The sequence below is a fragment of the Stenotrophomonas sp. YJH_SMC_106-19 genome (assembly GCF_059368375.1).
The window spans coordinates 644,995-659,180 of record NZ_JCAFRQ010000001.1 but is presented as its reverse complement, the minus strand read 5'-3'; the positions used below and the strand labels follow the sequence as shown (position 1 = coordinate 659,180).

General features: G+C 68.1%; 9 protein-coding genes. 5 read left to right on the top strand and 4 right to left on the bottom strand.

Annotated features, from left to right (window positions below; genetic code table 11):
* The first annotated feature begins 43 nt into the window (after window positions 1-43).
* From prpF to pbpC, 4 genes are all read left to right on the top strand, one after another.
* Entirely contained in the window at window positions 44-1,228 is a 1,185-nt protein-coding gene (gene prpF / locus AC5P5M_RS03000) for a 2-methylaconitate cis-trans isomerase PrpF (protein WP_053518644.1), read from the top strand.
* A 99-nt stretch (window positions 1,229-1,327) separates the two neighbouring features.
* Window positions 1,328-2,788 (top strand): bifunctional 2-methylcitrate dehydratase/aconitate hydratase, encoded by a 1,461-nt coding sequence (locus AC5P5M_RS02995; protein ID WP_481526450.1) that lies wholly within the window; start codon window positions 1,328-1,330, stop codon window positions 2,786-2,788.
* A gap of 179 nt (window positions 2,789-2,967) precedes the next feature.
* Window positions 2,968-7,875 (top strand): alpha-2-macroglobulin family protein, encoded by a 4,908-nt coding sequence (locus tag AC5P5M_RS02990; RefSeq protein WP_193396763.1) that lies wholly within the window; start codon window positions 2,968-2,970, stop codon window positions 7,873-7,875.
* A gap of 49 nt (window positions 7,876-7,924) precedes the next feature.
* A complete protein-coding gene (gene pbpC, locus AC5P5M_RS02985) occupies window positions 7,925-10,306 on the top strand; it encodes a penicillin-binding protein 1C (protein ID WP_495205548.1) in 2,382 nt (793 codons plus the stop codon).
* A 43-nt stretch (window positions 10,307-10,349) separates the two neighbouring features.
* Here pbpC and AC5P5M_RS02980 read toward each other — a convergent pair whose 3' ends face one another.
* Both AC5P5M_RS02980 and AC5P5M_RS02975 read right to left on the bottom strand, forming a co-directional pair.
* Window positions 10,350-10,925 (bottom strand): ferritin-like domain-containing protein, encoded by a 576-nt coding sequence (locus AC5P5M_RS02980; RefSeq protein WP_065182639.1) that lies wholly within the window; start codon window positions 10,923-10,925, stop codon window positions 10,350-10,352.
* A gap of 29 nt (window positions 10,926-10,954) precedes the next feature.
* The gene (locus AC5P5M_RS02975; protein ID WP_495205547.1) at window positions 10,955-11,437 is read right to left on the bottom strand and encodes a peroxiredoxin; all 483 of its coding nucleotides are present in this window, start codon (window positions 11,435-11,437) and stop codon (window positions 10,955-10,957) included.
* Between the two features lie 261 nt (window positions 11,438-11,698).
* Here AC5P5M_RS02975 and AC5P5M_RS02970 point away from each other — a divergent pair, with 261 nt between their 5' ends.
* Window positions 11,699-12,583, top strand: coding sequence for a DnaJ C-terminal domain-containing protein (locus AC5P5M_RS02970; RefSeq protein WP_053518631.1), 885 nt, complete (start codon window positions 11,699-11,701; stop codon window positions 12,581-12,583).
* A gap of 118 nt (window positions 12,584-12,701) precedes the next feature.
* Here AC5P5M_RS02970 and pilH read toward each other — a convergent pair whose 3' ends face one another.
* A complete protein-coding gene (gene pilH, locus AC5P5M_RS02965) occupies window positions 12,702-13,073 on the bottom strand; it encodes a twitching motility response regulator PilH (RefSeq protein WP_053518630.1) in 372 nt (123 codons plus the stop codon).
* 88 nt (window positions 13,074-13,161) lie between these two features.
* Complete coding sequence (locus tag AC5P5M_RS02960; RefSeq protein WP_414487981.1) at window positions 13,162-14,157, bottom strand: YhdH/YhfP family quinone oxidoreductase; 996 nt, start codon at window positions 14,155-14,157, stop codon at window positions 13,162-13,164.
* Between the last annotated feature and the right edge of the window lie 29 nt (window positions 14,158-14,186).

Here is a 14,186-nt window from a genome sequence, read left to right as displayed (position 1 = left end):
ACGGCCCGGCAACGGGCCGTCTTTCATTGCAAGGAACCGTTCCATGAGCTTTCTTCCGCAACTCCGCATTGCCGCCACCTACATGCGCGGTGGCACCAGCAAGGGCGTGTTCTTCCGCCTGCAGGACCTGCCCGCAGCCGCACAGGTGCCGGGCCCGGCACGTGATGCGCTGCTGATGCGCGTGATCGGGTCGCCCGATCCCTATGGCAAGCACACCGATGGCATGGGCGGGGCCACGTCCAGCACCAGCAAGTGCGTGATCATCTCCAGTGCGTCCGTGCCCGATCACGATGTGGACTATCTGTACGGCCAGGTTTCGATCGACACCGCGTTCGTCGACTGGAGCGGCAACTGTGGCAACCTCAGCACTGCGGTGGGTCCGTTCGCCATCGCCAACGGCCTGATCGATCCGGCCCGGGTGCCGCGCGACGGCCTGTGCACCGTGCGCATCTGGCAAGCCAACATCGGCAAGACCATCATCGCCCACGTGCCGATGCGCAATGGCGAGGTGCAGGAGATCGGTGATTTCGAGCTGGATGGCGTGACCTTCCCGGCCGCCGAGATCCAGCTTGAGTTCATAGATCCCTCCGATGATGGCGACGCGGGCGCGATGTTCCCGACCGGCAACCTGGTCGATACCCTGGATGTGCCGGGCGTGGGCAGTTTCGAGGTGACGATGATCACCGCCGGCATCCCGACCATCTTCCTCAATGCGGCCGATCTGGGCTACAGCGGTACCGAGCTGCAGCCGGCGATCAACGACGACAAGGCTGCCCTGCAGAAGTTCGAGAGCATCCGTGCACACGGTGCGCTGCGCATGGGCCTGATCTCGACGCTGGAAGAGGCGGCGACCCGCCAGCACACGCCGAAAGTGGCGTTCGTGGCACCGGCACAGGACTATGTATCGTCCAGCGGCAAGGCAATCCCGGCATCGGCCATCGATCTGCATGCGCGTGCGCTGTCGATGGGCAAGCTGCATCACGCGATGATGGGCACTGCCGCCGTGGCGATCGGTACCGCTGCTGCGATTCCGGGCACGCTGGTCAACCGTGCCGCCGGCGGTGGCCAGCGCGAGGCGGTGACCTTCGGGCATCCGTCCGGCACGCTGCGCGTGGGCGCCCAGGCCGGTCTCGTTGACGGCCAGTGGACAGTGACCAAGGCCATCATGAGCCGCAGCGCCCGTGTATTGATGGAAGGCAGCGTGCGGGTACCGGCCGACACCTTGTAACGCGGGACCATGGCGGTAGCGCCGGGCCATGCCCGGCGAGCGCGGCAGGGCCCGCCCATGAACCGCCGGGCGTGGTCCGGCGTTAGCGGAGAACAGACGATGTCCGACAGCCACACCCCGTCCAACGAACGTGCCGCGTGGGATGCGCTGCTGGTGGACATCGTCGATTACGTGCGCGACGTGCGCATCGACTCGCCACTGGCATTCCAGACCGCGCATTACTGCCTGCTGGATACCCTCGGTTGCGGCCTGGAAGCGCTGTCCTTCCCGGCCTGCAGCAAGCTGCTCGGGCCCCTGGTGCCGGGCATCAGCGTGACCAACGGCGCGCGCGTGCCGGGAACGCACTACGTGCTGGATCCGGTGCAGGCGGCGTTCAATATCGGCGCGATGGTGCGCTGGCTCGACTTCAACGACACCTGGCTGGCCGCCGAGTGGGGTCATCCGTCGGATAATCTCGGCGGCATCCTGGCCGTCTGCGATTGGCTGGGGCGCAATGCCGCGGCCCTGCGTCGTCCACCGCCGACCGTGCACGATGTGCTGGTGGCGATGATCAAGGCGCACGAGATCCAGGGCGTGCTGGCCCTGGAGAATTCCTTCAACCGGGTCGGGCTGGACCACGTGGTGCTGGTGAAGGTCGCCACCACCGCCGTGGTCGCCCGCCTGCTTGGGCTGGATCGCGAGCGCATGCTCAATGCGCTGTCGCTGGCCTGGGTCGATGGCCAGGCGCTGCGGACCTACCGGCATGCGCCCAACACCGGTTCGCGCAAGAGCTGGGCCGCCGGCGATGCCACCAGTCGCGGCGTGCGCCTGGCGCTGATGGCGGCCAGCGGCGAGATGGGGTATCCCAGCGTGTTGAGCGCTCCCACCTGGGGCTTCGAAGCGGTCTCCATGCATGGTCAGGCGGTGACGCTGGGGCGGCCGCTGGGCAGCTACGTGATGGAGAACGTGCTGTTCAAGATCAGTTTTCCCGCCGAGTTCCACGGCCAGACCGCAGTGGAGGCCGCGGTCGCGCTGCACGCGCAGCTGCGGGCAGGCGGGCGCAGCGTCGATGACATCGCGCATATCGCCATCCGCACGCAGGAGGCCTGCATCCGCATCATCGACAAGCGCGGCCCGCTGCACAATCCGGCCGACCGCGACCACTGCGTGCAGTACATGGTCGCCATCGCGCTGCTGCATGGGCGGCTGGTGGCTGAGGACTACGAGGACGATGTTGCTGCTGACCCCCGCATCGATGCGCTGCGCGCGCGGATGACCTGCCACGAAGACCCGCAGCTCAGCGCGGATTACCTGGACCCGGACAAGCGCAGCATCGCCAACGGCCTGACCGTCCGCTTCAACGACGGCAGCGAACTGCCGGAGGTCCTGGTCGAGTACCCGCTCGGCCACGCCCGGCGACGCGACGAGGGCATGCCCCTGTTGATGGACAAGTTCCGGCGGCATCTGGCCCATCGGTTCCCTACCACCCAGCAGCAGCGCATCCTGGCGGCCTCGCTGGACCCGGTGGCGCTGGCGGCCATGCCGGTGACCGACTACGTGGATCTGTACCGGCCGGGGTAGGGCGCGCCTTGGTAGGTACCAACCTTGGTTGGCACGGGCCCAACGCCAACCAAGGTTGGCCGCTACCGGGACCGCCGGGCATGGCCCGGCGTTACCGTTCCGATGTGTTCCTGCCGGATCCGCGCCAACACCTTGACGCGGCGCGCCTATAATGGCCGCCTCGATCAAGGAGTGACGACATGAGCGGTCCGGCACGGCGCAAGCGGTGGGGATGGGCGGCGGCGGTACTGGCAGGAGGCCTGTTGCTGGGTCTGGCCGGTTGCCGCAACGACAGCGGGCAGCTGCCTAAGGCCAGTGGCGAGGCCATTGCCACCCAGGCCGAGCAGGTGAAGGATTTCACCCTGTTGCGCGCCTACCCGGACCAGAAGAATGACGGCCTGTCGCTGGCGCTGGAGTTCTCGCGCCCGCTGGTCGGCACGCAGGATTTCGACACGCTGGTGCGCTTCGAGGAGAAGGTCGGCACCGACGACAGCAGCTGGACCCTGTCCGATGACGGACTGACCCTGCGCTATCCGTTCGTCGAAGCCGGCAAGGAGTTCAGCCTAGTGGTATCGCCGGACCTGCTGGCCGCCGATGGCAGCCGGCTGGGCAAGGAGCTGAAGCAGAAGGTGTTCAGTGGCGAATTGAAGCCGGTGGCCGGCTTCGCCTCGCAGGGCAGCGTGCTGCCGGCCAAGGACAGCCGCGGCCTGCCGGTTGTCTCCGTGAATGTTCCCGAGGTCGACGTCGAGTTCCTGCGCGTGCGCGAGAAGGATCTGCCGACCTTCTTCAGCCAGTACCAGCGCGGCGGCCGTCGTGGCAGCTGGGAACTGAGCAGCGACTACGAGCGCAGCCCGATCAATGCGTTGGCTGAGCCGGTCTACGTCAACCGCTTCATCCTCGGCGGCAAGCAGAACGAGCGGGTGCTGACCTACCTGCCAACCCAGGACATCAAGGAGCTGCAGGAGCCGGGCCTGTACTTCGCACTGCTTAAGCGCACGGGCGATTACGAGGGCGAGTTCGACACCGCGTTCTTCTCGGTCAGCGACATCGGCCTGCACACGCGCGCCTACAAGGACAAGCTGTTCGTCCACACCGCCGGACTGAAGGACGGAGCACCGCTGAAGAACGTCGAGCTGCGCGTGCTCGACGGCAAAGGCGAGGTGGTGCTCAAGGGCAGTACCGATGGCAACGGCAATGCGCTGCTGAACTACACGCTCGACGCCACCCACGTGCTGGTGGCCAGCAGTGGTCGCGACACCAGCTTCCTGCCCTTCAACCAGCCGGCCCTGGACCTGAGCGAGTTTGCCGTTGCCGGCCGTGACAATGCCTGGTTCGATGTCTACGCATGGTCCGGCCGCGACCTCTATCGGCCGGGCGAGACCGTGCGCCTGTCCGCGCTGCTGCGCGACAATGATGGCAAGCCGGTCAAGTCGCAGCCGGTGTTCCTGCGCCTGAAGCAGCCCGACGGCAAGACCTTCCGCGAGACCCGCCTGCAGCCGGGCGAGCAGGGCTACATCGCCTTCGAGCAGGTCATCCCGGCCGAGGCGCCGACAGGACGCTGGCAGGTGGAGTTCCGTACCGATCCGGCCAGCAAGGAAGCGATCCAGGGTATGACCCTGCGCATCGAAGAGTTCCTGCCCGAACGGATGAAGCTGGACCTGGACAGCCCGCAGAAGACGCTCAAGCCGGGCGAAGATCTTCGTCTGCAGGCCGATGGCGCGTATCTGTACGGCGCGCCGGCTGACGGCAACCGCTTCACCGCGCGCCTGGCCGTGGCAGCCGAACAGCAGCCGGTCGAGGGATTGCCGGGCTACTTCTTCGGCGACCCGACCCTGCAGCTTCCGCGCGAGGCCAAGGACGTGATCGACACGACGCTGCCGGCCAACGGCCAGCTGCGCGAGGACGTGACGCTGCCGGAAGAAGCGGCCAAGGCCAAGGCGCCGATCGCGGTGGTGCTGTCCGGCAGCCTGTACGAGACCGGTGGGCGGACCGTGACCCGCACCCTGAAGCGGGTGATGTGGCCGGCCAATGCACTGGTCGGCGTGCGTCCGCTGTTCAACCCCGACGATGGTGCCGACTCCAACAGCAACGCACGCTTCGAACTGGTGCGCGTGGACGCGGCCGGCCGGCCGCAGCCGGCCAAGGGCCTGAAGATCACCCTGGTGCGCGAGCTGCGTGACTATCACTGGACCTTCAACGACAACCGTTGGGACTACGATTTCACCCGTCGGTTCGAGAACAAGGAAACCCGCACGGTCGATGCCGGCAGCAGCGCGGTGGCGTTCGATGTCCCGGTCGAGTGGGGCGAGTACCGGGTGGACGTGTTCGATCCGGGCACCGGCCTGACCAGCCGCTATCCGTTCCGTGCCGGCTGGAGCTGGGGCGATGACAATCGCGGTCTCGATGCGCGTCCGGACAAGGTCAAGCTGGGCCTGGACAAGACCGGCTACAAGGCGGGCGACACCCTGCAGGTGACGGTGACGCCGCCGCATGCCGGCAAGGGCATCCTGATGGTCGAGACCGATCGCATGCTGTACGTGCAGGACATCGACGCCAAACCCGGTGCCACCTTCAACATCCCGGTCACCGCTGACTGGGAGCGCCACGATGTCTACATCACCGCGCTGGTGTTCCGGGGCGGCAGTGCGCCGAGCAAGATCACCCCGGCGCGCGCTGTCGGCGTGGTGCACGTACCGATGGACCGCAGGGGCCGCACCGTGGCCGTCGGCCTGGTGGCGCCGAAGCAGATGCGCCCGGAACAGGATCTGCCGGTGACGGTCAGCGCACCGCAGCTGGCCGGCAAGGCCGCGCACGTCACCGTGTCGGCGGTGGATGTGGGCATCCTCAACATCACCCGTTTCCCCGTGCCCGATGCCGGCGCGCACTTCTTCGCCCAGCGCCGCCTCGGCATCGATGCCTATGACATCTACAGCCGGGTGATCGAGAGCTTCGACGGCGGCGCCGGCAAGCTGAAGTTCGGCGGTGACATGGCGCTGCAATCCCTGCCTCAGGCCAAGCGGCCGACCGCGCGCGTGCAGACCGTGGATCTGTTCTCCGGCCCGGTACAGCTTGATGCCAAGGGCAATGCCCGCATCCGCCTCAAGGTGCCGGACTTCAACGGCACGCTGCGCGTGTCGGCGCTGGTGTACAGCGATGACCAGTACGGCAAGCGCGACGTGGAAACGGTGGTGCGCGCACCGATCCTGGCCGAGGCCAGCATGCCGCGCGTGCTCGCCCCGGGCGACCGCAGCACCGTGACGCTGGACGTGCAGAACTTCACCGGCAAGCCCGGCCAGTTCAACGTGCGCGTGGACAGCGAGGGACCGCTGGCCCTGGGCGAGGGCAGCCGCAGCGTGCAGCTCAACGCCGATGCGAAGACCACGCTGAGCTTCCCGCTGTCGGCACGCGAAGGCCACAGCGTGGCCAAGGTGCGGGTGCGGGTGGAAGGCAATGGCTTCAAGGCCGATCGCCGCTACGACCTGCCGGTGCGTGCGGCATGGCCGCAGGTGCTGCGCTCGCAGGTACGCACGCTCGACCCGCTGGCGGCGGTCAGCCTCGACAGCGGTCTGGCCGATGGCCTGATGTCCGAGTCGGTCAATGCGCGCCTGCTGGTCAGCCCGCTGCCCCCGATTCCGTTTGCCAGTGCTCTGCAGGGCGCGCTGAATTACCCGTATGGCTGCGCCGAGCAGACCACCAGCAAGGGCTACGCTGCGCTGATCCTGGACCAGGCCACGTCGTCGATGCTCGGCGCAGACGGCCTGGATGCCAAGACCCGCCGCGAACGCATGGAGGGCGCGTTCGGCCGCCTGGCGTCGATGCAGGTGGCCAACGGCAACTTCTCGATGTGGGGCGACGATGGTTATGTGAACCCGTGGCTGACCCCGTACATCGCCGAGTTCCTGCTTGATGCCCGGGATGCCGGCTTCGCCGTACCGGACAACGTGCTGCAGAAGGCACTGAACCGTCTCAGCGAGGATCTGCTGTCCGGCGGCAACCCGTTCTACGGGCAGGACGAGCGCGAGAAGCTGAAGTTCGCCAACCAGGCGTATTCCGGCTACGTGCTGGCCCGGGTCAACCGTGCGCCGCTGGGTACGCTGCGCACGCTGTACGACAACGAGCGCAGCAAGGCGGTTGGCGGCCTGTCGCTGGTCCACCTGGGTGTGGCGCTGTCGCTGCAGGGCGACGCCAAGCGAGGCCAGGCCGCGTTGGAAGCTGCCTTCGCCAAGTCCAGCAGCGAGCGCCCGTCGTACTTCGGCGACTACGGCAGCGCGATCCGTGATGATGCGCTGATGATCGCGCTGACCCACGAGAACAAGCTGGCGAAGCCGGCATGGGATGCGCGTGCGGTTGATCTCGGCCGCGGCCTGGATGCGCGCCGCAACGCCGGCTGGATGTGGCTGAGCACGCAGGAGCAGGTCGCCATTGCCCGCCTCGGCAAGGCGCTGGCGGCCAACCAGAAGGCACTGGTGGCCGGCGAGCTGGTGATCGGTGGCAACAGTGAATCGATCAGCGAGCGCAAGCTGTTCGGCCGCACCTTCAGCGCCAGCGAACTGGCCAGCGGAGTGCGCTTCACTCCGCAGGGCCAGCCGCCGATGTTCGCCAGCATCGATGTGGCGGGCATCCCGCGCAGTGCGCCCGCGCCGGACAACAGTGTGATCGGTGTCGAGCGCAGCTACTTCGGTACCGACGGCAAGCCGTGGTCGCCGCGCCCGCTGAAGGAAGGCGAAGCGCTGATCGTGCGGGTCACCGTCAGTGCCGACACCACCATGCCGGATGCGCTGCTGACCGATCTGCTGCCGGCCGGCCTGGAGATCGAGAACTTCAACCTGGGCGATGCGAAGCAGTGGGCGGACGTGGTCGTCGATGGCATCACCATCAGCGACCGCGGTGACGCGGCCGATACCAAGCATGAGGAGTTCCGCGACGACCGCTACGTGGCAGCGCTCAAGCTCTCGCGCGGCGGAAAGGCCAATGTGTTCTACCTGGTGCGTGCGGTGACCCCGGGCACCTACTCGGTGCCGCCGCCGCTGGTGGAAGACATGTACCGGCCGCAGCTGCGTGGCGTCGGCCGCAGCAACCCGACCACGATCACGGTGGTGCAGCCGTGACCGCGCGGACGGGCCGCGACGGCGCGGCCCGTCCTGCTGGCAATCTGCAATGAAGAACGCGATGACGACCCGGCAGGCGGACCTGCGCCGCCGGCTGCGGCCGCTGTGGCCGTGGCTGCGCTGGGGAACGGCGGGTCTGCTGACGCTGCTGCTGGTACTGGACGTCGTTTTCCCGCCGCCACTGCCGAAGCAGCGCGACACCAGCACCCTGGTGGTGGCTGCCGATGGCACGCCACTGCGTGCGTTCGCCGATGCCGAGGGCGTGTGGCGCTATCCGGCCTCGATCGACAGCGTCTCGCCGTTGTACCTGCAGGCGTTGTTGACCTACGAGGACCGCTGGTTCTGGCGCCATCCGGGCATCAACCCGCTGGCGATCCTGCGTGCCAGCGGCCAGCTGCTGCGCGGCGGCCGCATCGTTTCCGGTGGCTCGACCCTGACCATGCAGGTGGCACGCATCCTCGACCCGCATTCGCGTACCCCGTGGGGCAAGCTCAAGCAGGTGCTGCGGGCCCTGCAGCTGGAAGTGCATCTTTCCAAGCGGGAGATCCTGGCCCTGTATCTGGAGCGTGCGCCCTACGGCGGCACCATCGAGGGCGTGGAGGCTGCCAGCTGGGCCTACCTGGGCAAGCCGGCCGCGCAGCTGTCACATGCCGAGGCCGCGTTGCTGGCGGTGCTGCCACAGGCACCCAGCCGCCTGCGCCCGGACCGCCATCCGGAAGCGGCGCAGAAGGCACGTGACAAGGTGCTGGCACGCATGGCCGAACGGGGGGCGTGGACACCGGATGAGGTGGAGGATGCACGCATCGAGAACGTGGTGGCGCGGTCGCTGCGACCGCCACTGCATGCGGCATTGCTGGCGCAGCGGCTGCATGCGGCACACCCCGGCCAGGCGCGCATCCGGAGCAGCATCGACATCGGCCTGCAGCGCACACTGGAAGAGCGCGTGGCCAGCTATTTCTCGAGCCTGCCGGAGCGGACGTCGGCGGCATTGCTGGTGGTCGACAACCAGACCCTGCAGGCGCGCGCCTACGTGGGAACGCTGTCCTTCGGCGACCGCCAGCGCCTGGGCCACGTCGACATGGTTCAGGCCTGGCGCTCGCCGGGTTCGACCCTCAAGCCGTTCCTCTACGCGATGGCGCTGGATGACGGCCTGATCCACTCGGAGAGCCTGCTGGTGGACGCGCCGCAGAGCTTCGGCAGCTACCGTCCGGGCAACTTCGACATGGCGTTCAATGGCCCGATCGGCGCCTCCAGTGCGTTGCGTCTGTCGCTCAACGTACCCTCGGTGGACCTGCTGCAGCGGGTCGGCGCCGCGCGCTTTGCCGCGCGCCTGTCACACGCCGGCATCCAGCTGCGTTTTCCCGCGGGCAGCCCCCCCAATCTCTCGCTGATACTCGGTGGCACCGGCGCGAGGCTGGAAGATCTGGTCGGGGCATTCGCCGCACTGAACCGCAACGGTATCGCCGGCCGCGTGCGCTACACCGATGACGAGCCGATGATCGAGCGGCGGTTGGCGTCGCCGGGGGCGAGCTGGATCGTACGCGAGATGCTGGAGTCGAACCCGCGTCCGGGGTATGGCGTGGGCACCTTCGATGTGGGAGGGCGCCCCCGCGTTGCCTGGAAGACCGGGACCAGTTACGGCTACCGCGATGCCTGGGCCATCGGCAGCACGCGGCATTACACCGTGGGCGTATGGGTGGGGCGGCCCGACGGCACGCCCCTGCCGGGCCAGTACGGCGCGGTCACCGCGCTGCCGCTGATGTTCGAGGTGGTCGACAGTCTGCCGCGCCAGCGTGGCGATTCGGCGGCGGCACCTATGCCGGCCAGCGTCAGCCAGGGCGACATCTGCTGGCCGACCGGTGAACGCGCCGAAGGATTGCCGCCGGCCGTGTGCCAGCGGCGGATGCCGGCGTACCTGCTCGACGGCGCCGTACCGCTCACGTTCCCCGAGCGCGAAGCCCGGCGTTGGCAACCGGGCCGTCAGCGCTACCTGGCAGATGCACGCACCGGTCTACGCGTCTCGGCCAATTGTCGTCTGCCTCATGAGGAGGTGGCGCGCGAAATCGCCCGTTGGCCGGCGCTGCTGTCGCCGTGGCTGCCGAAGGCGACCCGGGAGCTGTCGCAGCTGCCGGCGCTGTCACCGGACTGCCGCGACGATGGCCGTGAGGCCAGCGTGGCGCTGCACGTGGACGGTCTGAATGACGGGGCCACGCTGGCGCGCGCGCCCAATGCCGAACACGGCGTGCGCCTGCAGCTGCGCGCGCTGGGCAGCGAGCAGGCAGTGGACTGGCTGCTGGATGGCCGCTGGATCGCACAGACCCGGGGATCTCAGCTGATGCAGCGCGAGTTCGCCGAGCCGGGCGCCCATACGCTGACCGCGCTGGCCGCCGATGGCGCGTGGACGCAGGTGCGTTTCAACGTCCTCCGGTAGGTGCCGGCCCACGGCCGGCACGCGGTATCCGATACGCGCAGCGCTATTCCCCGATCCACCCGTCCAGCAGGTCGGCGAACTCATCGGCGTGCTCTTCTTCCTGCGCCAGGATCTCCTCGAGGATGCGCTTGGTGGTCGTGTCGCGATCACCGATGAAGTCGATCATCTCGCGGTAGCTGTCGATGGCGATGCGTTCGGCGACCAGATTCTCGCGGACCATGTCACGCAGGTCGCTGCCCTCCTTGTACTCGGCATGCGAACGCGCGCTCAGCGTGTCCGGATTGAGGTCCGGCTCGCCGCCGAGCTGGACGATGCGTTCGGCCAGCTTGCCAGCATGCGCCTGTTCCTGCTGCGCATGCTCAAGGAACTCGGCCTTGACCGCATCGGCCAGCATCCCCTTGGCGGTGAAGTAATGCCGGTAGTAGCGCAGCACGCAGACATACTCGGTGGCGAGGGCGTCGTTGAGCAGCTTGATCACGGCCTTGCGGTCGGCACTGTAGCTTTCGGTGATCGCGCCATCTTCAAGATTGCGCCGCGCGCGTTCGCGCAGGACCTTGCGGTCGCTGATGCCGGGAAGCGGGTGGGCAGACGTGTTGGCGTTGGCTGGCGTATTGGACATGGCTGGCCGTTTCCTCTTGCGGTGGAAGATCAGGTGGGCAGGTGCTCCAGCACGTACTCGGCCGAGGACACTTCGAACTGCCCGGGCTGCTCGATCCAGGCCGCGCGGACGACGCCGTCGTCCACGTACAGGGCAAACCGGCGCGAGCGAATGCCCATGCCCGAAGCACTGGCATCCAGTTCCAGGCCCAGCGCGCGGGTCAGTTCGGCATTGCCGTCGGACAGCATCAGCAGGCCCTCGGGTACGTGCTGGTCAGCGGCCCAGGCCTTCATCACGAACGGATCGTTGACCGCCATGCAGTAGACCTCGATGCCGCGCTGGCGGAACGCCTCGAACTTCTCGACGAAGCCGGGCAGGTGGCGGGCGGAGCAAGTGGGGGTGAAGGCGCCGGGCACGGCGAACAGCACCACTTTGCGGGCGTCGAACAGCGAGTGCGTATCGAGCGCCTCGATGCCCTCGCGGATGCGCTTGAGGGTCACTTCCGGAATGCGGTCGCCGACATGGATGGTCATGATGGACTCCTTGCTGGGGCAGGCTAGTGGGCGGGATGGGACAGGGGCGTCAAGACATTGGAAACCCCGCGTGCAGGCCCCATCTTCAGGGGGCACGCGCCAGGGTTCCAGCCACAGCGTGGCGCAGGCCGATGGCAGGCGCATTGCGCAGGATCAGTCGGCCTCACCGGGGCCGCACGAGGGGCGGCGTAGCATCGCCGGCGCGTAGAATGAACCCGGGGCGGCGCCACCGGCGCGGCCGAAGCGAATCGAGGTAGCTGGATGGAATTCAAGGATTATTACGCCACCCTGGGGGTGGAACCGAGTGCGGGTGATGCGGAGATCAAGACCGCATACCGCCGGCTGGCACGCAAGTACCACCCGGACGTCAGCAAGGAGGCCGGGGCCGAAGACAGGTTCAAGGCGGTCAATGAAGCCTATGAGGCGCTGCGCGATCCGGAAAAGCGCGCGGCCTATGACCAGCTGCGCGCGCAGGGCTACCGGCCGGGCGAGGAATTCAATGTGCCGCCGAACTACGGTGGCGGTGGCTTCAATTTCGAGGAAGTGTTCGGCGGTGGTGGCCCCAATGGCGGCTTCAGCGACTTCTTCGAGAGCCTGTTCGCCCGCCAGCGCGGTGGCCAGGGACCGGGCCCGGGATTCAGCAGCCAGGGGCATGCACCCAACCGCGATACCCGCGCCAAGCTGTCGGTGCCGCTGGAGGCCGCCTACAACGGCGACAGCCTGCGCATCACCGTCAACGGCAGGCAGCTGGATGTGCGCGTGCCCAAGGGCATCCGTCCCGGCCAGGTGATCCGTCTGGCGGGGCAGGGCAACCACGGTGGCAACCTGCTGCTGGAGGTGGAGTACGCCGCACACCCGCAGTTCGAGGTCGATGGCCGCAACATCCTGTATTCGCTGCAGGTCACGCCCTGGCAGGCGGCGCTGGGCACCAGCATCAGCGTGCCCACGCTGGGCGGCGCGGTGGAGCTGAAGATTCCGGCCGATTCCGAAGCCGGTCGCAAGCTTCGCCTGCGCGGCCGCGGCCTGCCGGGCAATCCCGATGGCGATCAGATCGTCGAGCTGGAGATCATTGCCCCGGCCGCCACCGACGAAGCGCAGAAGAAGGCATACCGCAACCTGGCCAAGGCCTTCGGCGAATCAATCTGACGTCCTGTGCAGCGCCCTCGGTGAATCAACCCAGGGGGAGCGCCGGGCCATGCCCGGCGGCTCCTGACCCGCTGCGCTCGCCGGGCATGGCCCGGGGCTACCCGCGCATGCTGCGGCTTCAGCCCTGCCCGGCGAACACCCGCTCCAGCACCTCGGACAGCTCATCTTCCGAGAACGGTTTGGTGATGTAGGCCTTGGCGCCCTGGCGCATGCCCCACATACGGTCGGTGTCCTGGTCCTTGGTGGTCACCAGGATCACCGGGATGTGCCGGGTCGCCTCGTCGCGGGCGAGGGTGCGGGTCGCCTGGAAACCGTTGAGGTTGGGCATGACCACGTCCATCAGCACCAGATCGGGCAGCTCGGCACGGGCGGCTTCCACCCCGGCGGCGCCATCGGTGGCGGTCAGGATCTGGTGCCCGAGCTTCTCGACGATGCGCTGTATCCCCAACAGCTGCGACGGTGAGTCGTCGACGATCAGAATGCGTGCCATGTTGTTCCCCAGGTAATGCCCGCAGTGTAGTGCGGGCGGATTACCGGCGGGAGGGCGGCGCCTGCCGTCCGTCGCCTGCCTGCAACGTTCAGTCGATCCGTACCACCGTGCGTCCCAGCGAGCCGCCGGCCAGCATGCGCTCGAACACCGCCGGCAGCGCCTCCAGGCCGACTTCCGCCGTACAGATCTGCTGCAGATGCTGCGGCTTCCAGTCGTCGCCCAAGCGCGCCCAGACGGTTTCGCGCAGGGCGCGTGGCGCGTTGGCCGAAGAAACGCCCAACAGCGATACGCCACGCAGGATGAAGGGCATCACCGTCATGTCCAGCTTCGGGCTGGCGGCGAGGCCTGCGCTGACCACGCTGCCGTAGGGCACGGTCTGCGCCAGCAGGCTGGCCAGCATGTCGCCGCCGGCATTGTCCAGGCCCCCGCCGAAGCGCCCGGTCTGCAACGGGCCGGTATCGGCCAACGCCTCGCGTGGCAGAACCTCGCTGGCGCCGATGTCGCGCAGGAAGCGGGCCTGCTCCGGCTTGCCGCTGACGGCGTGCACGGTATAGCCGGCGCGGCTGAAGATCGACAGCGCCAGGGCACCCACGCCGCCGCTGGCGCCGGTCACCGCCAGCGGGCCCAGATCCGGGGTCTGCCGATTGTCCTGCAGGCGCAGCAGCGCCAACGCGGCGGTGAAACCGGCCGTGCCCAGCACCATCGCCTCGCGCGGGCTGAGCCCGGGCGGCTGCGCGATCACCGCACTCGACTCCAGCCGCACGTACTGGCTGTAGCCGCCGTCGCGGGTTTCGCTCAGGCCGCAGCCGGTGGCCAGCACGGCGTCGCCCTCGCGCCAGGCGGGGTCGGTGGAGGCCACGACCGTGCCGGCCACATCGATGCCGCCCACCAGCGGGAAGCGGCGCAGGATCCGGCCCTTGCCGGTGCCGGCCAGGGCGTCCTTGTAATTGACCGAGGACCACCGGGCGCGGATCAGCACCTGCCCGGGGTTGAGGTCGTCGACCCCCAGCCGGGTCAGACCGCTGCGGTAGCCGGCGTCGTCGCTCTCGATGCGGAAGGCGGTGAACGGGGTGGTGGGGACCATCGGCGTGCCTGACTTCGAGGAAAACGCCA